The sequence below is a fragment of the Janthinobacterium sp. GL_088 genome (genome assembly GCF_057837845.1).
This window is the reverse complement of the sequence record NZ_CM174453.1, coordinates 6,351,117-6,374,477: the sequence shown is the minus strand read 5'-3', so window position 1 is coordinate 6,374,477 and position 23,361 is coordinate 6,351,117. Positions and strand designations below refer to the sequence as shown.

Genomic DNA, 23,361 nt, shown 5'->3' with positions numbered 1-23,361 from the left:
ACACAGCATCAGGCGCCAGCCGGGGAAACCCGCCTGGCGCTTTTTTCATGAAAAAGATGCCGCACAGAAATAATTATCCATTAAGCAATCAATTGATTTAAAATATTTACCCTTTGCAATTTTTTGGACCGATCATGTTGAAACGCCTGCTGACAGCCCTGCTGTGCCTGACCCTCTCCGGCCTGACGGCTGCCGCCCCTGCCGAAGACAAGGCCGCCGCACCGGAAATGACGGCCGAGCAATTCCTCGCCCAGTTGCACCTGCAGCGCGGCAAGATCACTTTGCCCGGTGGCATCGCCACCCTGGATTTGCCCGCCAACTTCCGTTATTTGTCGCCGACGGACGCCGAGCGCGTGCTGGTCGATGCCTGGGGCAACCCACCGGGGATGGAATCGCTGGGCATGATCGTGCCCGCCAAGACCAGCGTGCTTGAGCGCGACAGCTGGGGTGTCATCGTCACGTATGAAAAGGAAGGGCATATCAAGGATGACGATGCGGACAGCATCAAGTACGACGAATTGCTCAAGGATATGCAGGCGTCCGTGCTGGAAAACAATGCGGAGCGCAAGAAGCAGGGCTATCCCGGCATCCATTTGATGGGCTGGGCGGAAAAACCCAGCTATGCCAAGGATACGCACAAGCTGTACTGGGCCAAGGACCTGATGGTCGATGGCGGCGAGCACTCGCTGAACTACAACGTGCGCGTGCTGGGCCGCGAAGGCGTGCTGAACCTGAACGCGATCGCCAGCATGCAGCAGATCGAGGCGATCAAGAAAGAGATGCAGCAAGTAACGGCGTTCACGGAATTTACCGAGGGTAACCGCTACACGGATTTCGACAGCAAGACGGACAAGGTGGCCGAATATGGCCTGGCGGCGCTGGTGGCCGGTGGCGTGGCCAGCAAGCTGGGCCTGTTTGGCAAATTGCTGGCGCTGCTGTTGGCCTTCAAGAAAGTGCTGCTCCTGGCCGTGGTGGGCGGCGGCGCGGCCATCGTCAAGTTTTTCAGCGGCAAGCGCAAGGAAAAGCAGGCGCCGCAGGCCGCACCGCCTGAACAGCCCTCCCATGCGCCCGATGGCAAGGTGAATCTGGACAAGTAAGCCTGTGTGCGCACCCGCAGGCGGCGCCTCGGGTACACTGGCTCATCGTTCACTATCAGGAGTCCGCCATGTCCGTGTCCATGTATCAGGCAACCATTCCCGTCTTCATCCGCGGCTTGCGGGTCGTTTCCGCCCTGCTGGAAAAAGCGCAAGCCCATGTGGAAGAAGATGGCATCGTGCCCGAGATTTTACTGGGCGCGCAGCTGGCGCCCGACATGCTGGATTTGACGGCGCAGGTGCAGCGTGCCAGCGATACGTCGAAGATGTCGGTCGAGCGCCTGAGCGGCGTGCCGGCGCCGAAATTCGAGGATAACGAAGCGTCGTTCGAGCAGCTGCAAGAGCGCATCGCCAACACCATCGCCTACATCGACAGCGTGAATGCGGGCCAGATGGCGGGCAGCGCGCAGAAAGAAGTCGTGCTGAACTGGACTGACGAGGGGACGACATTCTCGGGCGACAATTACCTGCTCAGCTTTGCCTTGCCGAACTTCTATTTCCACGTCTCCATGGTCCACGCCATCCTGAGAAACAATGGCGTGGCCGTGGGCAAGCTCGATTATCTTGGTCCTTACGATTAACGTTGCGGTTGCTGCTGGACCTGGTTCTGCACCGCATTACCCAGCATGCCGCCGCCGATGACGCCGGCCACCGTCGCCAGTGCCTTGCCGCGGCCGCCACCGACCTGATTGCCGATCAAGCCGCCGATGACGGCACCTGTGCCGATGCCCACGTAGTTGGGTTGTGCCGGTGCCGGGGCAGGCACTGGCTGCTGGCGCACGGGTTCGCGGTAGGCGGTGTCGCGGTAGCCATCATTGCTGTCATTGTAGGCAGGGCGCGATTGCGCCACTTGCGTGTGGTGCACGACGCGCTTGTGCACGACGGGCGCCGGGGCTGGTGCCGGGGCCGCTTGCGCGACGACAGGCGCGGCCACCGGTGCAGTCACGGGAGCGGCCAGGGCAGCGGCGCCGGCCGGCGTCATGGCGGCTACGTCGGCCGGCACGGTTGGCACGTTTGCCCGCGAATTGGGCAGGATGCCGGCGATGGACGCTGCGCCCACCAGGCACAGGACCGTCACGGAAATGGCGGCGCCTGCCATCAAAGGGTGGATGCGGCTGGCGGTAGTCGTCGTGTTCATGTGCTCTCCTGGGTGGCAAGGTATTGCCGTGTTGTTGATGTGTCCAGATTAACGGTGTGCTGCCCACAAGGCTAGATGGTGCGCTGTATCAAACGTAAGCAGGTGTAAGCCGCGTTTTCCAAAGCACAGTAGAATCGGTGCTTCCCCTTTTCCGGAGTCCGCCATGAGCCAGCTATTCACGCCATATGCCCTTGGCCCCTTGCAGGTGGCCAACCGGATCGCCATCGCGCCCATGTGCCAGTATTCGGCCGACAACGGCAACGCCACCGACTGGCACATGATCCACCTGGGTCACCTGGCCCTGTCCGGCGCGGGCTTGCTGATGACGGAAGCGACGGCCGTCTCGCCCGAGGGACGCATCTCGGCCGATGACCTGGGCCTGTGGTCGGACGAGAATCAAGCTGCGCTGGCCAAGGTGATGCAGGCGATCCGCCGCCACTCTCCGATTCCCTTGGTGGTGCAGCTGGGCCATGCGGGACGCAAGGCGTCGAGCCGCGCGCCCTGGCAGGGCGGCGCCTGCGTGCACCTGGCCGACGGTGGCTGGCAAACGGTGGCGCCATCGGCCATCGCCCATGCGCCTGGCGAAACCGTGCCGATCGCCCTCGATGAAATGGGTTTGCTGCAGATCAAGGGCGCCTTTGTGGCGGCTGCGCAGCGCGTGCATGCGCTCGGTATCGAGGGCATCGAATTGCACGCGGCGCACGGTTATCTGCTGCACCAGTTCCTGTCGCCCCTGTCCAATCACCGCACGGATACGTATGGCGGCAGCCTGGAAAACCGCATGCGTTTCCCGCTGGAAGTCTATGAAGCCGTGCGCGCGGCCGTGCCAGCCAGCGTGGCCGTGGGTGTGCGCATTTCCGCCACCGACTGGGTCGAAGGTGGCTGGGAAATCGAACAAAGCGTGCGTTTCGCGCAGGAACTCAAGCAGCTGGGCGCCGACTTCATCCACGTTTCCAGTGGCGGAATTTCTCCGCAGCAGCAAATCCCTGTGGGCCCAGGCTACCAGGTGGCGTTTGCCGAACGCATCAAGCGCGACAGCGGCTTGCCCACCATCAGCGTGGGCTTGATCACGGAGGCGCAGCAGGCGGAAGACATCATCGTCAATGGCCAGTCCGACATGGTGGCGCTGGCGCGCGCCATCCTGTTCGATCCGCGCTGGCCCTGGCATGCGGCGGCCGAGCTGGGCGCGCAAGTGCAGGCGCCACCGCAGTACTGGCGCTCGCAGCCGCGCGAATACAAGAACCTGTTCGGCGACACGACCCTGGGGCAGCGTTAAGGCTTACTCTGCTACACTGACGCTTCTTTCCCCATTTCTCCAGGACGCTTCGACATGCGCCATTGATACTGCCGTGCTGTGCACGGCCTCGCCCATCCCGCCACAGCGCCTTGCGCCGCGCGGGTTCGCCAGCCTTGCTCAAGGAGTATCCATGCCCGCATTCCTGCAACTCGACCGTCTTTCCTTTGTGCTGCCCGATGGCCGGGTATTATTTTCCGATTTGCAATTTAGCTTTGCCCCGCAACGTATCGGCCTCGTCGGCGATAACGGCGTGGGCAAGAGCGTGTTGGCGCGCCTGCTGGCGGGCCAGGCGCAGCCGTCTTCTGGCGCCGTACGCTGCGACGGCGCCGTGCATTACGTGGCGCAGGAACTCGATCCGCAGCACTATCCCACCGTGGCGGCCCTCGCTGGCGTGACCAGCTTGCTGGCCGCGCTGGCGCGCATCGCCGAAGGCAGCATCGATGAAGCCGATTACGCTCTCGTGGGAGATCGCTGGGATGCCCACGCCCGTCTGCGCCAGGCGCTCGATGCGCTCGATTTGCGGCACGTCAATGCCGACACGCCAACGGCCAGCCTGAGCGGCGGCGAACGCCAGCGCATCGCCCTGCAGGGCGCCTGGTTGTCGCAGGCCGACTGGCTGGTGCTCGATGAGCCGAGCAACCATCTCGATGCGCAGCAGCGCGCTCGTCTGGTGGCGCAGATGGCGCGCTGGCCGGGCGGCTTACTGCTGGTCAGCCATGACCGCGGCTTGCTCGAGCACGTCGATGACATCGCCGAGCTGTCGCCGCAGGGCTTGCGCAGCTATGGCGGCAATTACGCGATGTATGCGCAGCAGCGCGCGCTGGAACAGGCCGGCTACGCCGCTGTCCTGCAAGCGGAAAAGGCGGGCGCCAGACGCGAACAGCGCGAGGCGCAGCAGCAGATGGAGCGCCAGCAAAAGCGCGTGGCGCGCGGCGAACGTGATGGACGCGAAGGCAATCAAAGCAAGCTCTTGCTCGATGCCCGCAAGGAGAGCAGCCAGGATAGCCAGGGCAAGCTGCGCCTGCGCGCGCAAGAGGCGCAGCAGGCGCGCCAGCAAAGGGTGATGGAGGCCAGCGCCCGCTGCGCACCCGAGGCGGAACGGCTGCTGCTGGCGCCCGAGAGTGCCGTGCCGAACGGCAAGCTGATCCTGGAGCTGCGCGACGTGGTCTTGCCGCATGGCCAGGCACACGCCATCAACCTGGTCATCAGTGGCCCGCGCCGCCTGGCCGTGACCGGTAATAATGGCAGTGGCAAGTCGACCTTGCTGCGCGTGATCGCCGGACAGCTGGCGCCCGCCAGCGGCGCGCTGCGCTGCCATGCGCGGGTGGCCTGGCTGGACCAGCATGCGGGGCTGCAAGATGGCGAGTGGAGCGCCGTGCAGCGCTTGCAGGCACGCAACAGCATTCTGCCTGAAGGCGAGTTGCGCACGCGGCTGGCGCTGCTGGGCATTGCCGGCGCGCGCGCCACCATGCCCAGCCGTTTGCTGAGCGGCGGCGAGCGCATGAAGGTGGCGCTGGCGGCCGACCTGTATGCGCTGGCGCCGCCGCAACTGCTGCTGCTCGATGAACCCGACAATCATCTGGACCTGGCCAGTCTGCAGGCGCTGGAGCAGATGCTGCTGCAATATCGGGGCGCGCTACTTGTGGTTTCGCACGACCAGGTATTTCTGGAAGCGATAAACCTTGACCCGGAGGGCTTGACATTGCACAAGTGACAATTTAATGAAAAAAGTCACGCTCGATGCCTGTAGAGCATGCTTCATGAACCGATGCTGAATTTTGTTTGATTGTCGGTATAATCCACTGAATAACCGGGCCTATTTGTGAACTAAAACTGCTGGTTCACCAATATGATGACGTTTAATCTGGCACTGTTGTCGGTCACTGCCGCGCTGCCAGGGCGTCATCCTCCGTGCCCTGCCGTGCATGAATTTTGGTTTCGCTTATATTGTTTTCTTGGAGAAATAGCATGTCGTTTTACGAAAAACTCAAAGCCCTCAACATCGAACTGCCAGTCGTTGCCGCGCCAGCTGCCGCCTACGTGATGCATGCCCGCACGGGCAACACCGTCTTCCTGTCCGGCCACCTGGCCAAGAAGGATGGCAAGGTCTGGGTTGGTCAGCTGGGCAAGGATGTCACCACGGAAGAAGGCAAGATCGCTGCGCGCGGCATCGCCATCGAACTGATCGCCACCCTGCAAGACGCGTGCGGCGGCGACTTGAACAAGGTCAAGCGCATCGTCAAGGTCATGAGCCTGGTCAATTCCACCTCCGAATTCACGGAACAGCACCTGGTGACCAATGGCGCCTCGGAACTGTTCGTCGAAGTCTTCGGCGACAGCGGCAAGCACGCCCGCTCCGCCTTCGGCGTGGCGCAAATCCCGCTGGGCGCTTGCGTCGAGATCGAGCTGATCGCCGAACTGGCCTGACACAGTAGCCTGACCACATGAGCATGCCGGCGCTCAGCCGCCGGCCAGCCTTTTCCTCCTTTCCAGCAAGAGCGGAACCGCCATTGGGGTGGAGGGATCGGTGTATTCAAGAAAAAAACGGAGACACGTAATGAAAACGAGTGAACAAGGCTTGCACCGCGGCCTGGGTGAGCGGCAGATCCGCCTGATGGCGCTGGGCGCCGCGATTGGCGTGGGCCTGTTTTTGGGTTCCGGCAACGCGATCAAGATGGCCGGTCCCGGCATCATGCTGTCGTACATCATCGGTGGCGCGGTCATCTTCATGATCATGCGCGCGCTGGGCGAAATGGCCGTGCACAATCCCGTGGCCGGCTCCTTCAGCCGCTATGCCCAGGATTACCTGGGCCCCCTGCAAGGCTATCTGACGGGCTGGAACTACTGGTTCCTGTGGCTGGTCACGTGCGTGGCGGAAATTACCGCCGTCGCCATCTACATGGGCATCTGGTTCCCCGACGTGCCGCGCTGGATCTGGGCCCTGGCGGCCCTCGGTTCCATGGGCGCCATCAACCTGCTGGCCGTGAAAGCCTACGGCGAGTTCGAATTCTGGTTTGCCCTGATCAAGGTGGTCACCATCATCCTGATGATCATCGGCGGCACGGGTATGATCATCTTCGGCCTCGGCAACGACGGCGTGGCCATCGGTATCTCGAACCTGTGGACGCATGGCGGCTTCTTCCCTAACGGTGCGCAGGGCGTGCTGATGTCGCTGCAGATGGTGATGTTTGCCTATCTGGGCGTGGAAATGATCGGCCTGACGGCGGGCGAAGCGGCGAACCCGAAGAAATCGATTCCTGACGCCATCAATTCCGTGTTCTGGCGCATCCTGATTTTCTATGTCGGCGCATTGTTCGTCATCCTGTCGATCTACCCATGGAATGAAATCGGCACCACCGGCAGCCCCTTCGTCATGACGTTCGAACGCCTGGGCATCAAGACGGCCGCCGGCATCATCAACTTCGTCGTGCTGACGGCAGCCTTGTCGTCGTGCAATGGCGGCATCTTCAGCACGGGCCGTATGCTGTACAACCTGGCGCTGCAAGGCCAGGCGCCAAAGGCATTCGCGGAAACCACGGCCGCCGGCGTGCCGCGCCGCGCCATCCTCGTGTCCGTCTTCGCGCTGCTGCTGGGCGTGCTGCTGAACTACCTGGTGCCGGAAAAAGTGTTTATCTGGGTCACCTCGATTTCCACCTTCGGCGCCGTCTGGACCTGGGGCGTGATCCTGGTCACGCAGATCCAGTTCCGCAAGACCTTGACGCCGCTGGAAATCAAGAACCTGGCCTTCCGCATGCCGTTCGCACCGTACGGTTCCTGGATTTCGCTGGCGTTCCTGGCGCTGGTGATCGGCCTGATGGCGTATTTCCCCGATACGCGCATCGCCCTGATGGTGGGACCTGCCTGGCTGATCCTGCTGACGGTGCTGTACTACGCGTTGGGCCTGGCGCCGAAAGAGCGCCGCGACGATGTGCCGCAAGGCTACGAAGCGGGCTGGCCACCGGCTGACGCGCCGCAGGGCAAGAAGTAATCCGGCTCGGCTGAGCTGAACCGAAAGCGCGCCCCTGCTCCTGCAGCGGCGCGCTTTTTGTTTCATATTGGCAATTCCATGTTCCCCTAGCGCCAGTGCGCGTTTTGCGGCGCACGCCTGGCGTTGTTTCCTTGCATCAAACTTCTGTTTAGCTGGGCCGATGAAAGCCCTATAATCGCTTAGTTTTGAAAATGGACGCGATCTTTCCGGTTTTTTGCCAGGTAGGGCCGGAGCGCTATTTGTTTTTACCCGTCATGTTGCGAACAACACCTGACAAAACCGTAGCGAACGGATGCGAATCGTGGCTAAGAAGCGCAGCTGTGCGAATGCACAGTGAGCATCGCAGGCCGCGAATCGCGACGCGCAGTAGGTTTTTGCAGGTGTTCAAGTGCATGCCTCATAAAGGAATGTTAGTGAGCCAAACCCTGGTCCAGAAACTTTGCCGCACCAAGCCGATCGATACCACGGTCGAATATGGTGAAGGCCTCAGCAGCAGTGGCTTGAGCCGGTCCATCGGCCTGTTTTCCCTCACCATGATCGGCGTCGGCGCCACCATTGGCACGGGCATTTTCTTTACCATGGTCGAAGCCGTCCCCAAGGCGGGCCCCTCAGTCGTCCTGTCTTTCCTGATCGCCGCCATCACGGCCGGCCTGACGGCCTTGTGCTATGCGGAATTGTCGTTCCGCATACCCGCCTCCGGCTCCTCGTATTCGTTTGCCTACGCCACCGTGGGCGAGTTTCTTGCCTTCATCATGGCCGCCTGCTTGCTGCTCGAATACGGCTTGGCGGGCAGTGCCGTGGCCATCGGCTGGTCGTCCTATCTGAATAATTTCCTGGAAAATGCCTTCGGCTGGCACATTCCCGAGATGCTGCGCACGCCGATGATCGTTTCCGGCCCGCATGGGATGGAGTTTCATGCCGGCCACATCAACCTGCCGCCAATCTTTTTGATCTGCATGTGCGGCTTTCTGCTGCTGCGCGGCGCCAAGGAATCGGCCCTGATGAATGCCATCATGGTCATCATCAAGCTGGCGATCCTCGTGTTTTTCATCGTCATCGCGTTTTCCGGTTTCAATGCCGACAATTTCTTCCCCTTTTTCAATACCGACAATAGCAAGGGCTTTGCCGGCATGACGGGCGTCACGGCCGCGGCCGGCACCGTCTTCTTCTCCTTCATCGGCCTCGATACGGTGGCGACGGCGGGTGACGAAGTGAAAAATCCCACGCGCAATGTGCCGCGCGGCATCCTCGGCGCCTTGCTCATCGTTACCGTGTTTTATCTGCTGGTGGCCGTGGCGGCCCTCGGCGCGCAGCAAGCGAAATTGTTTGAAGGCCAGGAAGCGGGCCTGGCGGTGATCCTGCAAAACGTCACAGGCAAGACCTGGCCCGCACTGGTGCTGTCGGCCGGCGCCGTCATTTCCGTCTTCAGCGTGACCCTGGTGACGATCTACGGCCAGACGCGCATCCTGTTTGCCGTCAGCCGCGACGGCCTGATCCCGAAATCGTTCCAGAAGATCCACCCGCGCACTCTGGTGCCGGTCAGCAATACCATCATCGTCTGCCTCGTCGTGGCCGTGGTGGCCGGTTCCGTCGATGCGACTTACCTGTGGGATATGGTCAGCATCGGTACCCTGACGGCCTTCATGGTGGTCTCGATCGCCGTGCCCGTGCTGCGCCACAAGCAGGGCGCGAACCGCATCGAAGGCTTCAGCGTGCCGTTCGGCCCGTACGTGATTCCGGGCCTGAGCATCCTGGCTTGCCTGTACATCATGCGCGATTTGCCGCATACGACGTTTGTCGTGTTCAGCGTGTGGATGGCGGTGACGGTGGCTATTTATTTCTTGTACAGCATGCGGCATTCGCATCTGGGCAAGAAGGCCCGCTAATGCAGTCTGTTCCATCCGAAACCGCCGCGCTTGCCGGCGGTTTTTTTTATTTCTAACCGGAATTTACATGATGAAAATAACTGATCTGGCCGCTTGCGGCTTGCTGGCAAGCAGCCTTCTGGGCACCCTGGCACACGCCGCCCCTGCAACCGAGCCGGCCTTGCGCGATTACCGCGCCGTGGCCCTGTCGGCCAACGGCCAGCGCATCGCCGCCATCGAGTCGAGCCGAGCGGGTGAACAGACGCAGCGCCCGCATGCGGCCATCGTCGTGCGCGACGCCGCCAACGGCGCCATCGTGCAGCAATTCGATCCGTGTGCCGTGTGTTCCTACGACAAGCCCAGCTGGTCGCCGGACGGCAAACAGCTGGCCTTTGTCGGCTACGACGCCAAGGCGGGCACGGCGCAGCTGTACCTGGCCACCCTGTCGCAGGCGCCGGTGCGGATGTTGACCAGTATCAAGGGCGTGGCCAGCACGGCGCGCTGGTCGCCGGACGGCAAGCAGCTGGCCCTGCTGGCGACGGTGGGCGCACGCAAGCTGGCCGGCGCCGTCGAAGCGGGCGCGCGCCAGGTGGGCGAAGTGGGTAGCGAAGACGATGCCCAGCGCATCGCCGTCGTGCCGGCCAGCGGCGGCGAACCGCGTCTGCTGTCACCAGGCGACACCTATGTGTATGAATACAGCTGGACGCCCGATGGCCGCGGCTTTGTTGCCACCAGCGCGCAAGGCAATGGCGACAGCAACTGGTGGGTCGCCAAGCTCAGCCATATCGATGCTGCCACTGGCACCCTGCGCGTGATCGCCTCACCGGCCATGCAGCTGAACTTTCCATCGGTTTCGCCGGACGGCAAGACAGTGGTCTTCATCGGCGGTCTGATGAGCGATTTCGGCTCCATCGGCGGCGACATTTATACCGTACCGCTGGCAGGCGGCACGCCGCGCAATCTCACGCCTGATTACCGCGGCACCTTCAATGGCGTCGTCTGGCGCGGCGCCGGCTTGCTGGCAACGGCTCTGATCGATTCGCAGCTGGCGCTGGTGCCCGTCGATGCGCAAAGCGGCCCGGCCCAGCCGCTGCTGCTCGGTGAACTCAGCAGCAGCGGCAGCGATGGCCGCTTGTCGTTCAGCGCCGATGGCCGTCAAGTCGCTGCCGCGCAGGAAGATTTTACGCACGCCAGCTACCTGGTGGCGGGACCGGTGGGCCAGCTGAAAAAGATCACGCGCGACAATGACGGCTTTGCGCCGCAACTGGCGGTGCAGAACGTGGGCTGGAACAACGAGCAATACAAGGTGCAAGGCTGGCTGCTGGGGCCGTTGAAGACGGACGCAGGCAAGCGCTATCCGATGATCGTCAACGTGCATGGCGGCCCAGGCGCGGCCGCCTCGCCCCGTTACGTGGGAGCGAGCACCCTGATCCACGAATTGACGCAAAAAGGCTATTTCGTCTTCCTGCCCAATCCGCGCGGCAGCTTTGGCCAGGGCCAGGCATTTACGCGCGCCAACATGGCCGACTTTGGCGGCGGCGACTGGCGCGACATCCTGGCCGGCATCGATGCGGTGGAAAAAGTGGCGCCCGTCGATGGCCAGCGCCTGGGCCTGATCGGCCATTCATATGGCGGCTTCATGACCATGTGGGGCGTCACGCACAGCGACCGCTTCAAGGCGGCCGTGGCGGGCGCGGGCGTGTCGAACTGGATCAGTTATTACGGCCAGAACGGCATCAACCAGTGGATGATCCCGTTCTTTGGCGCCTCCGCCTATGACAATCCGGCTGTCTACCGCAAGGCGTCGCCCATCGAATCGATCAAGGCGGCCAAGACGCCAACCCTGATCTACGTGGGCGAGCGCGACGTGGAAACGCCTGCCGCCCAGTCGCTGGAATTCTGGCACGGCCTGCGCGCTATGGGCGTGCCGTCCAGCCTGTTCATCTACGATGGCGAAGGCCATTCCTTCCGCAAGCCCGAGCACCAGCGCGACTTGCAGAAGCGCACTATCGGCTGGTTTGAACAATACCTGAAGTAAGCTGAGCAGGCTTAGCGCGGTGCCACAATATGCACGATCGCCGCGCTATGTATCACAATCTTGTCCGCATCTGCCTGTAACAGGCGGATGCGCCGCTGCACCAGCGGCCATCCCGACCAGGCCACGTCGCTGACGGGCGGCGCGGGCAGGGTAGCCAGCGGGGCGCTGATGGCAGCCTTGTCGTCGAGCTGTTCCAGCGCGCGTGACAGGGTCAGACACACTTGCGTATGGCTGTGGCCAAGCAAGGCATTGACGGGGGCGACGGGAAGCTGGCTGGCATGGCGCCCGAGGATGGAGCGCAGCGCCGCCACGTGGGCGACCAATAAATAATTTTGCACGATGAACAGGTTGATGTCTTCCACGGCCCGCTGCTTGCTGGCCGGTTCGTCGAGCATGCGCACCAGCGCCGAGCTGAGCGCGGCCAGGCTGTCCATCAAGCGCTTGCGCTCGATACGGTAGGCGAAATCATCAAAACATTTGCCTTGCAGCAGCGCGAAGCTGGCCTGCATATAACTCACATTCACATTCAACACCTGGCGCACGAGGCGTGGCAGGCTCTGGTATTCCCAGTTGGCCAGTACAAAGCTGAACACGGTGGCCACCGCCGCGCCGATCAGGGTATCGATCAGGCGTTCGCTGACGAGGTTCGGGTTGCTGGGCGCCACCAAATGCATTTGCAGCAAGATCATCAGGCTGACGGCGATGGCCGTGTAGCGGTAGCGCAAATAGATGAAGGTGGGCGTGGCCACGATGGAGAGGAACAGGATGGCCATCAGCACGATATTGCTGTGCACGTAGCGGATCACGATGGCCGTGACCACGCAGCCGATGATGGTGCCGATGATGCGGTCGGCGCGGCGCTGGCGCGTCATGCTGAACGTGGGGCGCAGGATGATGACGATGGTGAGCACGATCCAGTAGCTGTGGGCCGCGTACGGCAGCCAGTGGCCGATCAGCAATCCCACCGAGATGGCCATCGAGACGCGCAGGGCGAAGCGGAACACGGGCGAATCCAGGCGCAGATTCGACAGCAGGGTTGTCAGCTCATATTTCTGCTGCGACAAGAAGGGGGCCATGTCCGCGCCGCTCCAGAATGGCACGTCGGCATAGACTTTTTGCGTGGCCAGGTGCAGCTCGGCGATCATTTTCAGAATGGCGCGGATCTTGTTGCGCTGCGCGCGCAGGGTGGCCAGCGCTTCCTGCGCGTTGTCTCCCTTCGCCTGCAGGCGGACGATCTCTGCTTCGATATCGGCCCATTCCTTGTCATAGCTGATCTGCGCATACGAGGCGCGCTTGCGCGTGACGGCATAGGCGACGGCTTCGATGTCGCGTGCCGCCTTGTAGGCCAGGTCGTGCAAGGATTTCAGGACGTCGGAGTCGGCTAGGTGCTGGCGCAGCAGCGCGTAATCCGTGTGCGTGGAAAGGATCAGTTCATACAGATCGAGCATGCACACGTGCACTTGCACGACGATGGCATCCTTGCTGTTCTTGTGGCTGCGCAAGATCAAATCGCGTGACGCTTGCTGGCGGTCGGCCAAAATGCTTTGGTGGCGCACCAGCTTGTTGAACTGTTCCGTCAAATTAAAACGCGTGTCGTAGAAATCGGCCTTGATATCGATGTAGGCCGCCAGTTCGAACAGGGCTTCGGCCAGCACTTGCTGTTTGATGCGGTGGCGCAAGACCCAGGCGATGGCCATGGCGTAAGCCAGATAGATGAGGCCACCGAGCATGAACAGGCCCGCGTGGTGGAACGATTGCTGCCACGTCATCTGGTGCTCCATCGACATGGTCATGATGAACAGGGCGGCCAATTGCAAGGGCATGGATTTCTTGCCGTACACCACCATCATGCTGGCGAGGAAACTGACCAGCACGAGCACCGTCATCAACAGCCACTGCACGGGCCCGCACAGGCTGATCAGGAGTGTCACGGCGCTGCACAGCAGCACGGAAGCGAGCATTTCGTTGAACTTGTGGCGCAGCGGGCTGGGCATGTCCATCAGGGTCGTGCACAGGGCGCCGATGCACACCGTCATGGCGGTGGCGCTGTCACTGATTTCCTGGGTCAGCAAGGCCAGGCCGACGAGACCGATGGCCACGCGCAAGCCCAGATAAAAATAATGGCTGTAAATAAAGGTGCGCAGGTTCAGTGCGTAGTGCATGGGATTACCTTGTGGGCAGGGCACAGAAAGAGGCGCCGCACCGGGGTCTCCGATGCGGCGCCAGGATGTTGCAGTCGCTACAGCCCGGATTTACATCAGGGCGATCACTGGGTAGCGCCGCCATTCCGGCTCGGCAAAGCGCTGGCAGTGTGCAAAGATGAAGTTCAGCACGGCTTCCTGATTGCTCAGCAAGGCGGGATTGGCCGCTTTCCACTCAGCAAACTTGGCCGCCAGCGCCGGTTCATCGCGCAGCAGTTCGGATGCCATGTCTTCGAAGACGTAATCGGAAAACGCTTCCTTCTTCTCCAGCACGCTATTGAAGAAACCCCAGCGGAAGAAGCTGTCGTGCGCCTGCGGTTCCAGGGTTTCCACGGCGTAGCGGGCGTTGTCCTGGTCCAGGCTGATCACATAATCACCCGCTTGCACGGTGAACTGGCCCGTGCGCGCTTCGAGTTCTACATGGTCGTGGAACATGTGGCCTTCGTAGGCCGTGGCGCGCGTGCCGACGGAGGCGATGTGGTAGTAGCGGGCCGTTAAGGTCTGTTCGGCGGTGATGCGGCTCATTTCGACGCCGTTCCAGCGCAGCCGTTCGATCACTTCGCGCCACGCTTGCGGTACCACATAGGCTTTCGGCGCGGCCACGGTGACGTCCGCATCGAAGCGGTTGTAATACTTGATATCGCGTTCCCACGGCTGCGAGCGATCGTAGGACAGGCGCTGGTAGTCACCCAGCAGACTCGGCGTGTATTGCGCCGCATAGCCCATGAAGGGGAAGGTCGACGGCTGCTCTTCGTTCATGGCCCAGTGGATCGGCCACTCGGCTTGCGTGCGGCCCGCCGCCTTGGCTTGCGCGCGCAATTGGCGGATTTTCTCGCCGTGTTCCACCGTGAACGCCATCGTGATGTCGAGCAGGGCGCGCATGGAGGCGTAGCGGTCGGCAAACGGTTTCAGCATGTGCGTTTCCGGCATGAAACCGATGACGTGATGCAGGGCCGCAAAACCGGTCGAGAAACGGGGCACTTCGAGGAATTCGGCGATGCCGTGGTCGGGGCTATCCTTGACGGGATTCACATACGGGCACGTGGGCCAGCCAGCGCTTTCCATGTGCGCAAAGATGTGCGGCAGCATGGTGTCTTGCAGGAAGGGCCCCAGGCCATTGCCCAGCTTATCCGTCTGCGTGTGGATCAGGGTCATCGTGTACGGGTAGTCGGCGCCGTTCGATGTATGCGTGTCGACCATCACATCCGGATCCCAATTCGTCAGCAGGCGGTTGAACACTTGCGCGTTCAGGCTGTCGCACTTGATAAAGTCGCGGTTCAAGTCCAGGTGGCGACTATTGCCGCGGAAACCGAATTGCTCCGGACCATCCTGGTTCACGCGCGACGTGTTGGCGCGGTTCAGGCTGCCATCGACGTTGTAGATGGGAATGAACAGCAGCACGGTGCTGCCCAGCGCGGCCAGGCGCTCCGGCTGCGTGCAGAGGTCGCGCACGATGGCCATGCAGGCGTCGATGCCTTCCGGTTCACCCGGATGGATGCCGTTGTTGTTGAAGAACACGGTGCGGCCTGCGCGCTTGATTTGCTCGCGGTCAAACACGCCGTCCGCGCTGACGACGCCAGCGTGGATGGGCACGCCCGAGTCGGACAGGCCGATCTGTTCGAAGTGCAGCACCTGCGGATAGCGTGCGGCGAGATCTTGATAGAAGGTGATGCATTCCAGCCAGGTCGTGGTCTGGTTGTGGTTACCGAGTTCGTAGGTCGTGCGCAAGTCTGGTGGCATAGCGGTCTGAGTCTGGGAGGGGGAAGGCGCGCTGGGTAAGTACGCCCGCTAAGGGCCAATTGTAGCACCGGCGCTGCCGCCTTGAGGCGCCGCAGGGGCTTGTCGCGGTACTTGTGTTATGAATACGTTTCACGCACGAGGGAGGCGGCATGGTGAAGATGGCGACTGCGATGGCGATGGCGGTGCTGGTGTGGTGGGCTTGCCTGGCGGCGCAGGCGGCGCCGTTGCGCTTGCCGGCGGGCAAGGGAGCGGTGGCGCAGGGTGGGTCTGTCACGGCTAGCGCGCAGGGCGCGCTGATACGCTACCGGGGTTGGCTGCTGGCCATCGATGGCGCCGTGCCGGAAGAGCGGCCTGACATCGTGTTGACGTCGGCGGATGCGGGCCACGCGCCACAGTTGCAGATTGGCCCCATGCGGCGCGGCTTGCCCCTGTGGTCAGCCTTCGAGCTCGTCAAGGGAAGCGCGCGCCTGCGCATCACGGCGCTGCCGGGCTCCGATGCGCTTCCCGCGCTGCTGCTGGACTTTGGCGATAGCGACTACCGCATCGTGATTCCCGCCGCCCCTATCGAACGGCAAGCCTATCCGCTGCTGGCGCAGCGCTTTCCCGGCGCCGACCTGGCCTTGCTGCTGCACGAGGGGCGGCGAGTCATGCTGCCGCTGGGCCATGGCAGCGCGCAAGTGTTTGGCGCGGAGCAAGCCGTACCTTACCGCTTTAGCAAGGTAAAACGCTAGGCGAAAAAAAGCCACTCCCGCAGGAGTGGCTCAGGCTAAAGCGCCCGTTGCCGGGTTATTGCTTTTTGTTACTCAGCGCCCATTTCTTTCAGCAGGTTGTCTGCGTGGTCGATGTGTTTCATGTTCCACAGCATGTAGCGCAGGTCGACCTGGATCGAACGGGTGTTGGCCTTGTTGTAGTCCCAATCGGAAATGATCGAGTCCAGCGTACCGTCGAAGGCCAGGCCGATGAATTCGCCTTTGGAATTCAGGGCAGCCGAACCGGAGTTGCCGCCGGTGATGTCCAGGGTGGCCAGGTAGTCGACCGGCACGGTTTTCAGCTTCGGATCGACGAATTTACCGAAGTCCTTGGCTTTGATCGCGGCCAGTTGATTGGCTGGTGCATTGAACTCGCCCTGGCCCGTGGCTTTGGCAACGACGCCATTGACGGTGGTGAAGGCAGTCCAGGTGGTGCCATCGGCGCCATGGTCGCGGCCGGCCACTTTGCCGAACGTGACGCGCAGGGTGCTGTTGGCGTCAGGATAGACGGCTTGGCCTTTGCTCTTCATGAAGGCAATTTTTGCTTTCATGTAGTTGGCGTAGGCTTGCTGGATCTTGCCTGCCAATTCTTCGTCTTCCGCTTCGTTTTTCAGCGAATCCGGATACATGGCGACGGCTGCCTGGATGAAGCTGTCCTTGCTGGCCTGGAATTCGGCTGGCGTGCGTTTCAGCCATGCTGCGCGTTCTTCTTTGTCGGCCAGCTTGCTGCCCGCATACAGTTTGTCCAGGGCGGCGGACAGGTCGGCTTGCGACATGCCGTCCTTGATGCCGATGGCGGCGTCAAAGCTGGCGCGGCGTTGTGCTGCCGGTTGCGCGGCGTACTTGGTCAGGCTGTTCAGTACCAGCGCCTTGTCGACTTTTTCATCGTAGGTGCGTTCGACCGATGTGATGCCCGACGTCAGGCGCGGCAAATCGCGCGTCTGGTAGCCGGACTTGCGTTCCGTGTCGGCCTTGGTGCCTTCGTTCGACAGACGGTACAGGCTGCGTGCCGTGTTCAGCAGGCGTGGCTGTGCGTAGCTGAGGAAGAAATCGCGCTTGGTGTCGGCATCGCGCTCGGCGATCAGCTTTTCCACTTGCTCGATATCGCCGGCAAATTCGGCCTTGCGTGCTGGCGTGGCGTTGACCCACGCTTTCAGGGCGTCGTGTTCCGTTGTCTTGCGTGCCAGGAAGTCGCTGCCGGCGTAGGAATCGAGCATGCCTTGGCGGTTCTTGTAGTAATTGTTCACGCCAGCAACTTGACCCGCATACTTCAGGGCAACGTCCTTGTTGTCCTTGGTTTCACGCGCGATGATGGCCAGGGTTTCGCCCGACGCTTTCACGAAGGCCGGATAGTTCCAGTCAAACGTGTACGCCACTTCCGATGGCAGGCGGTGACGGTTGGTGCGGCCAGGGTAACCCAGGACCATCACGAAATCGCCTTCTTTCAAGCCATCCTTGGCCAGTTTCAGCACGTGTTTTGGCTGGTAAGGCACGTTGTCCTTGCTGAAGTCGGCAGCTTTGCCGTCTTTGCTGACATAGGCGCGGTAGAAACCGTAGTCGCCCGTGTGGCGAGGCCACATCCAGTTGTCGGTATCGCCGCCGAACTTGCCCACGCCTGCCGGAGGCGCGTGCACCAGGCGCACGTCGCGGATTTCCAGTTGCTTGATCAGGTAGAACTCCAGGCCGCCGTAGTAGGCGGACACGGTGCAGCGGAAACCGGCTTCTTTTTCGCATTCGGCGACCAGTTTTTTCTGGTTTTTCTCGATCGCGTCGATGCGTGCCTTGCCTTGCAGCTTGGCCACGTCGGCGGTGATGATCTTGTCGCTGACATTGGTCACGGCCGAGGTGACGAAGATGCGGCTGCCTGGGGCGGCCGGCAATTCTTCAGCGAACGTCTTGGCCAGGAAACCGTTGGCCAGCAAATCGCGCTCTTTGGTCGAATTGACCGCCACGCTGTTGTAGACACAATGGTGGTTGGTGGCAACCAGGCCTTGCGGCGAGACGAACGAGGCCGAGCAGCCGCCCAGGCTGACGATGGCGCCCATCGGGAATTCCGTCAGTTTGGTCAGGGTGGTCGGATCGAGTTTCAGTCCGGCCGCTTTCAATTCCTTGGCTACTTGTGGCAGCTGTTGGGGCATCCACATGCCTTCGTCGGCGTGTGCGAAGTTGCTCAGGATAGCGAGCGCGATTAAAGATTTTTTCATTCGAGTTCTAGTCTTTTACATGAAGGGAAGTCGGAACCAACGTGTACCCAGTGTTTTTTCTCAGCGGGCGACCTAGAGTATCCGTATCGAACTCGCACTAGTCAATCACATTTTCCCGACGGCATGTTTGTAGTTGCTTATGAAAATTACACTATTTTTGATATTGCAGGGGCAGAAGCGGGCTGTGAACGGGCATTTTCTCGTGCCGCGGCTGTGGTATTGTCCATACAATTGTCTTGCCGGCAATAAAAAGTGGCCGGGCGCTTGCGCGGCCCGGCCACTTGCTGATGCGCTGCTATGTGTCTGCTTAACGTATTTTGCCGCGGCGCAAAAGATTCACGATGCCCAGCAGGATCACGGCGCCCAGGAACGAAACGAGCAGCGAAGACAGGCTGAAATTGTCGCTATTGATGGTGCCCGTGCCGAACAGGGGCGCCAGCAGCCAGCCGCCCAGGAAGGCGCCGACGATACCGACGACGATATTGAGGAAGATGCCCTGTTGCGCATCCGTTTTCATGACCATGCTGGCCAGCCAGCCGATGACACCGCCAATAACGATCCAGATAATGAAATTCATGTAATCCTCCGCGCGATGGATGAGTGGTTGTGCCAGAGCGGTGCGGCCTGCACGTCATGGCAAATTGATACTGATGCCGCACGATAGAAAAGTCCAGCGGATTCGCATGGCGCATGCAAAAGCCCGCCTGGCTGCGGGCAGCGAGGCGGGCTTGTCATGCGACAAGGTCGTGTTTAATCGGCCTTGATGGCTTCCACCTGGATGGCCAGCTTGACTTCCGGCGAAAACGCCGGCATGCCGTAGTTCAGGCCAAAGTCGCTGCGCTTGAAGTCCGCCGTGGCATCGGCGCCGCAGACTTCACGCTTGTAGCGCGGGTGCATGATGCACTTGAACTTGCTCACGTTCAGCTTGACGGGCTTGGTCACGCCCAGCAGCGTCAGTTCGCCATCGACTTCCACCAGCTGCTCGCCGTTGAACTTGAGCGATGTGCTCTTGTAGGTGATCTGCGGGAATTTCTCGACATTGAACATGTCCGCTTTTTTCGCGTGCGTGTTCATGGCGTCCAGGCCGAAGTCGATCGAATCGGCATCGATGACGAGGTCCAGGCTGCCCGTCTTGGCGGCGCGGTCCAGGGTCACGGTTCCCTTGGTCTTGTTGAACTTGCCGCGCCACACGGACATGCCCATGTGATCGGCTTCAAAGCTGGGGAAAGTGTGCGTCGGGTCGAGGTTGTAGGTGTCGGTCGCGGCCATGGCCGAACCCGCGCCGGCCGCTGCCAGCACGGCGATCATCAAGTGCGAAAATTTCATGCAGATCCTATAGTTGAACAGGTGGTTGGGTTGTTTTTTGTAACGCCTGAAAAACGTTCAGGGCAAGGCGCCTTGCCGAAGGCAGTGCGAATAGCACGACGAGGCAAGAGCAACGCAGCCATGGACGTTTTCTCAGGTGTTACTGGGCTGCTACGTGGAATTTGATGGTAACCTCGTCGGCAACCATGCTCGTGTCTTTCCACTCGCCTTCGCCGATGTTATAGGTCAGGCGCTTGATCGGCAGGGCGCCGTCGAACGCATATTTGCCACCATCGGCTTTGACCGTCAGGGGGAAGGTCACGTCGGTAGTCTTGCCTTTGATGCTCAGCTTGCCGCTGACCGTCAGCTTGCCCGCGCCGGCGGCTTTGATGCTGCTCGAGACGAAGGTGGCTTTCGGGAACTGGGCCGCGTTAAACCATTCTTTCTTGGCCACTTCCTTGTTGTATTCCGGATCGCCGATATCGATGCTGGCCGTCTCGATTTCCACCGATGCTTTCGACGCGTCCGGCGTGGCCGGATTGTAATCGATGGCGATATTGAATTTCTTAAACTTCGCCTCCACAGGCACGTTCATTTGCTTGAACACGGCCGACACGCTGGTCTTGGCGGGATCGACTTTCAGCAAGGTGGCGGCGGTGGCGGCCACGGACAGGCCCAGCAGGGAAGCGAGGACGATGCGTTGGGTGGTTTTCATCTTGTTTTTTTCCTGTAGTTTCAGTGAGCAAGGGAAGTCGGTGTTACGGCAACATGCGCTTGAGGACGCCATCGCGGTCGATGAACTGGTGCTTCAGTGCCGCCAGCACATGGGAGGCCACGGCGGCGGCCATCGTCATGTTCAGAACATAATGAATCTCTTTTAAAAGCGGCTTAAGTTCCGGGTTCGGCGCCATGATGACGGGCAGCTGGAACAGGCCCAGGTAAACCACGGGAACGCCGGCGGCCAGCGTGTACAGGTAGCCGGAGACGGGCACGGCGAAGATCAGGATATACAGCAGCACATGCATGGCGTCGGCCGCCTTCTTTTGCCAGGCCACCATGCTGGCAGGGTGCGGCGGCGGCACGTTGGCCTTACGCCACAGCAGGCGGATGGCGGCGATGGCCAGCACGGTCACACCCAGCCATTTATGCCAGGAGAAATATTTGAGCTTGGTGGGCGTCAGGCCGGGAATGTCGACCATGACCAGGCCCATGATGAAGGCGCTGATGATCAGCAGGGCGGTCAGCCAGTGCAGGATGATGGCGGTGGTGGTGTAGCGTTGCATCGACGGCTTTCTTGAAAGTAGTACGTATTAGGACTAATTCGGCCTAATATACCAAAGAAAAGCAAATTGCGCTGCGTGCTGCAGATTCTACAAGAAAGATTGCTGGAAAAACTGCGGGGCGGGCAGCATTTGTGTGCTGGCCGCCCCGCAGGAGTGGGATAGCAGGATCCCCATGTGGAAACTGCTTAGATGGCTTTGGCCAATTGCGCGGCGATACCGATGTAGTTGCCCGGCGTCATGGTCAACAGCACGTCCTTGGCATCCTGCGGAATGGCCAGGCCATTGACGAAGGTTTGCAGCGCTTCTTTCGAGATGCCCTTGCCGCGCGTCAGCTCTTTCAGCTGTTCGTACGGGTTTTCGATGCCATAGCGGCGCATCACGGTTTGTACGGGCTCGGCCAGAACTTCCCACGTCGCGTCCAGGTCTTGCGCCAGGCGCGCGTGGTTCACTTCCAGCTTGTTCAGGCCGCGCAGGCAGCTGTCATAGGCCAGCAGGGTGTAACCGAGGCCCACGCCGATATTGCGCAGCACGGTCGAATCGGTCAGGTCGCGCTGCATGCGCGAGACGGGCAGTTTTTCCGACAGGTGTTTCAGGACAGCATTGGCCAGGCCCAGGTTGCCTTCCGAGTTCTCGAAGTCGATCGGGTTGACCTTGTGCGGCATGGTCGAGGAACCGATTTCGCCCGCTTTCAGTTTTTGCTTGAAGTAGCCCAGCGAGACGTACGTCCAGATGTCGCGGTTCAGGTCCAGCAGGATCGTGTTGGCGCGCGCGAAGGCGTCGAACAGTTCAGCCATGTAGTCGTGCGGCTCGATCTGGATGGTGTACGGGTTGAAGACCAGGCCCAGGCGCTGTTCGATGACGGCCTGCGAGAATGCCGGCCAGTCGAAGCCGGGGTAGGCGGACAGGTGGGCGTTGTAGTTGCCGACGGCGCCATTCATCTTGCCGAGGATTTCCACTTGCTCGATGCGTTTCACTGCGCGCTGCAGACGGGCCACGACGTTGGCGAACTCCTTGCCCAGGGTGGTCGGGCTGGCCGTCTGGCCGTGCGTGCGCGACAGCATCGGCACGTCGGCGTTGTCGTGCGCGATCTGCGTCAGCTTGGCCACCAGGCCGTTCAAGGCCGGCAGCATCACGCCATCGCGCGCGGCTTTCAGCATCATGCCGTGCGAGGTGTTGTTGATGTCTTCCGAGGTGCAGGCGAAATGGATGAATTCCGACGCCGCCACCAGTTCCGGCACGTCCGCCACTTGTTCCTTCAGCCAGTACTCGACAGCCTTGACGTCATGGTTGGTGACCGCTTCGATGGCCTTGATGCGGGCCGCGTCGGCTTCCGAGAAATCGGACGCCATCTTGTCAAGCAGGGCGCTCGCTTCTGCCGAGAAAGGCTTGATCTCGGCGAAACCGGCTTGCGACAGCGCTTGCAGCCAGGAGATTTCCACTTTCACGCGGTGGTGCATGAAACCGGCTTCGGACAGGATCGGGCGCAGCAGATCGGTCTTGCTGGCGTAGCGGCCATCGAGCGGAGACAGGGCCGACAGCGTGGAATACGGAGTAGTAGAAGTCATGAGAGCGGACGCAAGTTAAAGAAACGGTTGGCGTGTGGCGCGCGGGGAGGGCAGGGCTATTGCAATACAGCAACACTGACGGCGCCACAGTAAAGGGCGATTTTACCACCGCTGGCCGCTGGCCAGCCGTCCGTTGGCCGCCGGCGCACCGCAATTTGGCCGAATTTGGCCCCGATGCGGCGTGCCTGCCACACCCGAGCGACCGTCGGGCGCGTGCTGCCAAACACCGCTGCCGCCGATGCTATACTGCTTGCTGCTCCCTTACCTCAAAGTACCTATGAAACTGATCGGTTCCCTCGCCAGCCCGTATGTCCGCAAAGCCCGTATCGTGCTGGCGGAAAAAAAGCTCGACTATGTCTTCGAGCTGGAAAACGTGTGGGTGCCGGAAACCCGCATCGCCCAGGCCAATCCCCTCGGTAAAGTGCCTTGCCTGGTGATGGAGGATGGCAGCACGCTGATCGATTCGAAAGTCATCGTCGAATACCTCGACACGCTCACGCCCGTGTGCAAGCTGCTGCCGGCCGGCGGCAATGGCCGCGAGCGGGCCGATATCAAGAACTGGGAAGCGCTGGCCGACGGCATCCTCGACGCGGGCGTGCTGGTGCGCCTGGAGCGCACGCAGCGCCCGCCCGAGCAGCAAAGCGCGGCCTGGATCGCGCGCCAGCTGGACAAAGTCACGCTGGGTCTGGCGGCGCTGGAAGCACGCCTGGGCGAGAGCGCCTATTGCGCCGGCAAGAACTACACCCTGGCCGACGTGGCCGTGGGCTGCACCCTGGGCTGGCTCAGCTTCCGCTTCCCGGAAATCGACTGGCGCGCTGATCACCCGGCGCTGGCGCGCCTGTTCGACAAACTGTCCGAGCGGCAGTCGTTCAAGGACACCGTGCCGCAGTGAGC

General features: G+C 61.4%; 19 protein-coding genes. 10 read left to right on the top strand and 9 right to left on the bottom strand.

Translation table 11 applies throughout. The features are described from left to right. Positions 1-134 precede the first annotated feature (134 nt). Positions 135-1,097, top strand: coding sequence for a DUF2167 domain-containing protein (locus AC3IQ7_RS28565; protein ID WP_233515963.1), 963 nt, complete (start codon positions 135-137; stop codon positions 1,095-1,097). A 68-nt stretch (positions 1,098-1,165) separates the two neighbouring features. Continuing rightward, positions 1,166-1,675: a DUF1993 domain-containing protein gene (locus AC3IQ7_RS28560; protein ID WP_070254768.1), complete on the top strand. Its 510-nt coding sequence runs from the start codon at positions 1,166-1,168 to the stop codon at positions 1,673-1,675. On the opposite strand, the gene AC3IQ7_RS28555 is transcribed toward AC3IQ7_RS28560, so the two are convergent. After that, on the bottom strand, positions 1,672-2,232 hold the full coding sequence (locus AC3IQ7_RS28555; protein ID WP_489207991.1) for a glycine zipper 2TM domain-containing protein: 561 nt from the start codon (positions 2,230-2,232) through the stop codon (positions 1,672-1,674). The genes AC3IQ7_RS28560 and AC3IQ7_RS28555 overlap by 4 nt on opposite strands. Positions 2,233-2,395: 163 nt before the next feature. On the opposite strand from AC3IQ7_RS28555, the gene AC3IQ7_RS28550 reads away from it, so the two are divergent. The 6 genes from AC3IQ7_RS28550 (at position 2,396) to AC3IQ7_RS28525 (ending at position 11,420) form a co-directional block, all read left to right on the top strand. Continuing rightward, the gene (locus AC3IQ7_RS28550) at positions 2,396-3,508 is read left to right on the top strand and encodes an NADH:flavin oxidoreductase/NADH oxidase (protein ID WP_489207990.1); all 1,113 of its coding nucleotides are present in this window, start codon (positions 2,396-2,398) and stop codon (positions 3,506-3,508) included. Positions 3,509-3,659: 151 nt separating this feature from the next. Next, positions 3,660-5,243, top strand: coding sequence for an ATP-binding cassette domain-containing protein (locus AC3IQ7_RS28545; RefSeq protein ID WP_489207989.1), 1,584 nt, complete (start codon positions 3,660-3,662; stop codon positions 5,241-5,243). Between the two features lie 254 nt (positions 5,244-5,497). Beyond that, positions 5,498-5,956 (top strand): RidA family protein, encoded by a 459-nt coding sequence (locus tag AC3IQ7_RS28540; RefSeq protein WP_034745569.1) that lies wholly within the window; start codon positions 5,498-5,500, stop codon positions 5,954-5,956. 130 nt (positions 5,957-6,086) lie between these two features. After that, positions 6,087-7,517, top strand: a complete 1,431-nt coding sequence (locus tag AC3IQ7_RS28535) for an amino acid permease (protein WP_099376242.1) — start codon at positions 6,087-6,089, stop codon at positions 7,515-7,517. 413 nt (positions 7,518-7,930) lie between these two features. Continuing rightward, entirely contained in the window at positions 7,931-9,403 is a 1,473-nt protein-coding gene (locus AC3IQ7_RS28530; protein ID WP_081922617.1) for an amino acid permease, read from the top strand. Between the two features lie 67 nt (positions 9,404-9,470). Next, complete coding sequence (locus AC3IQ7_RS28525) at positions 9,471-11,420, top strand: S9 family peptidase (protein WP_489207988.1); 1,950 nt, start codon at positions 9,471-9,473, stop codon at positions 11,418-11,420. 11 nt (positions 11,421-11,431) lie between these two features. Here AC3IQ7_RS28525 and AC3IQ7_RS28520 read toward each other — a convergent pair whose 3' ends face one another. Together AC3IQ7_RS28520 and AC3IQ7_RS28515 are read right to left on the bottom strand one after the other, a co-directional pair. Then, positions 11,432-13,582 (bottom strand): FUSC family protein, encoded by a 2,151-nt coding sequence (locus AC3IQ7_RS28520; RefSeq protein ID WP_489207987.1) that lies wholly within the window; start codon positions 13,580-13,582, stop codon positions 11,432-11,434. A gap of 90 nt (positions 13,583-13,672) precedes the next feature. After that, on the bottom strand, positions 13,673-15,361 hold the full coding sequence (locus AC3IQ7_RS28515) for a M14 family zinc carboxypeptidase (RefSeq protein ID WP_489207986.1): 1,689 nt from the start codon (positions 15,359-15,361) through the stop codon (positions 13,673-13,675). 149 nt (positions 15,362-15,510) lie between these two features. Here AC3IQ7_RS28515 and AC3IQ7_RS28510 point away from each other — a divergent pair, with 149 nt between their 5' ends. Further along, positions 15,511-16,092: a hypothetical protein gene (locus AC3IQ7_RS28510; protein ID WP_489207985.1), complete on the top strand. Its 582-nt coding sequence runs from the start codon at positions 15,511-15,513 to the stop codon at positions 16,090-16,092. A gap of 68 nt (positions 16,093-16,160) precedes the next feature. Here the strand turns inward: AC3IQ7_RS28510 and AC3IQ7_RS28505 are convergent, their stop codons facing one another. From AC3IQ7_RS28505 to purB, 6 genes are all read right to left on the bottom strand, one after another. Further along, the gene (locus AC3IQ7_RS28505) at positions 16,161-18,314 is read right to left on the bottom strand and encodes a S46 family peptidase (RefSeq protein WP_489207984.1); all 2,154 of its coding nucleotides are present in this window, start codon (positions 18,312-18,314) and stop codon (positions 16,161-16,163) included. 307 nt (positions 18,315-18,621) lie between these two features. After that, positions 18,622-18,891 (bottom strand): GlsB/YeaQ/YmgE family stress response membrane protein, encoded by a 270-nt coding sequence (locus tag AC3IQ7_RS28500; RefSeq protein WP_071075198.1) that lies wholly within the window; start codon positions 18,889-18,891, stop codon positions 18,622-18,624. A gap of 173 nt (positions 18,892-19,064) precedes the next feature. Next, a complete protein-coding gene (locus tag AC3IQ7_RS28495; protein WP_099376248.1) occupies positions 19,065-19,640 on the bottom strand; it encodes a YceI family protein in 576 nt (191 codons plus the stop codon). Between the two features lie 139 nt (positions 19,641-19,779). Further along, positions 19,780-20,334, bottom strand: a complete 555-nt coding sequence (locus tag AC3IQ7_RS28490) for a YceI family protein (protein ID WP_034778891.1) — start codon at positions 20,332-20,334, stop codon at positions 19,780-19,782. Between the two features lie 43 nt (positions 20,335-20,377). Next, entirely contained in the window at positions 20,378-20,902 is a 525-nt protein-coding gene (locus AC3IQ7_RS28485; RefSeq protein WP_322425874.1) for a cytochrome b, read from the bottom strand. Between the two features lie 185 nt (positions 20,903-21,087). Then, on the bottom strand, positions 21,088-22,467 hold the full coding sequence (gene purB, locus AC3IQ7_RS28480) for an adenylosuccinate lyase (RefSeq protein ID WP_099376249.1): 1,380 nt from the start codon (positions 22,465-22,467) through the stop codon (positions 21,088-21,090). A gap of 277 nt (positions 22,468-22,744) precedes the next feature. On the opposite strand from purB, the gene AC3IQ7_RS28475 reads away from it, so the two are divergent. Next, a complete protein-coding gene (locus tag AC3IQ7_RS28475; RefSeq protein WP_070290828.1) occupies positions 22,745-23,359 on the top strand; it encodes a glutathione S-transferase N-terminal domain-containing protein in 615 nt (204 codons plus the stop codon). The last annotated feature ends 2 nt before the right edge of the window (positions 23,360-23,361 follow it).

Bases quoted from the DNA above. Each gene is read 5' to 3' on its own strand.
- AC3IQ7_RS28565 (WP_233515963.1), top strand. From the start codon at position 135: ATGTTGAAACGCCTGCTGACAGCCCTGCTGTGCCTGACCCTCTCCGGC.
- AC3IQ7_RS28560 (WP_070254768.1), top strand. From the start codon at position 1,166: ATGTCCGTGTCCATGTATCAGGCAACCATTCCCGTCTTCATCCGCGGC.
- AC3IQ7_RS28555 (WP_489207991.1), bottom strand. From the start codon at position 2,232: ATGAACACGACGACTACCGCCAGCCGCATCCACCCTTTGATGGCAGGC.
- AC3IQ7_RS28550 (WP_489207990.1), top strand. From the start codon at position 2,396: ATGAGCCAGCTATTCACGCCATATGCCCTTGGCCCCTTGCAGGTGGCC.
- AC3IQ7_RS28545 (WP_489207989.1), top strand. From the start codon at position 3,660: ATGCCCGCATTCCTGCAACTCGACCGTCTTTCCTTTGTGCTGCCCGAT.
- AC3IQ7_RS28540 (WP_034745569.1), top strand. From the start codon at position 5,498: ATGTCGTTTTACGAAAAACTCAAAGCCCTCAACATCGAACTGCCAGTC.
- AC3IQ7_RS28535 (WP_099376242.1), top strand. From the start codon at position 6,087: ATGAAAACGAGTGAACAAGGCTTGCACCGCGGCCTGGGTGAGCGGCAG.
- AC3IQ7_RS28525 (WP_489207988.1), top strand. From the start codon at position 9,471: ATGATGAAAATAACTGATCTGGCCGCTTGCGGCTTGCTGGCAAGCAGC.
- AC3IQ7_RS28520 (WP_489207987.1), bottom strand. From the start codon at position 13,582: ATGCACTACGCACTGAACCTGCGCACCTTTATTTACAGCCATTATTTT.
- AC3IQ7_RS28515 (WP_489207986.1), bottom strand. From the start codon at position 15,361: ATGCCACCAGACTTGCGCACGACCTACGAACTCGGTAACCACAACCAG.
- AC3IQ7_RS28510 (WP_489207985.1), top strand. From the start codon at position 15,511: ATGGTGAAGATGGCGACTGCGATGGCGATGGCGGTGCTGGTGTGGTGG.
- AC3IQ7_RS28505 (WP_489207984.1), bottom strand. From the start codon at position 18,314: ATGAAAAAATCTTTAATCGCGCTCGCTATCCTGAGCAACTTCGCACAC.
- AC3IQ7_RS28500 (WP_071075198.1), bottom strand. From the start codon at position 18,891: ATGAATTTCATTATCTGGATCGTTATTGGCGGTGTCATCGGCTGGCTG.
- AC3IQ7_RS28495 (WP_099376248.1), bottom strand. From the start codon at position 19,640: ATGAAATTTTCGCACTTGATGATCGCCGTGCTGGCAGCGGCCGGCGCG.
- AC3IQ7_RS28490 (WP_034778891.1), bottom strand. From the start codon at position 20,334: ATGAAAACCACCCAACGCATCGTCCTCGCTTCCCTGCTGGGCCTGTCC.
- AC3IQ7_RS28485 (WP_322425874.1), bottom strand. From the start codon at position 20,902: ATGCAACGCTACACCACCACCGCCATCATCCTGCACTGGCTGACCGCC.
- purB (WP_099376249.1), bottom strand. From the start codon at position 22,467: ATGACTTCTACTACTCCGTATTCCACGCTGTCGGCCCTGTCTCCGCTC.
- AC3IQ7_RS28475 (WP_070290828.1), top strand. From the start codon at position 22,745: ATGAAACTGATCGGTTCCCTCGCCAGCCCGTATGTCCGCAAAGCCCGT.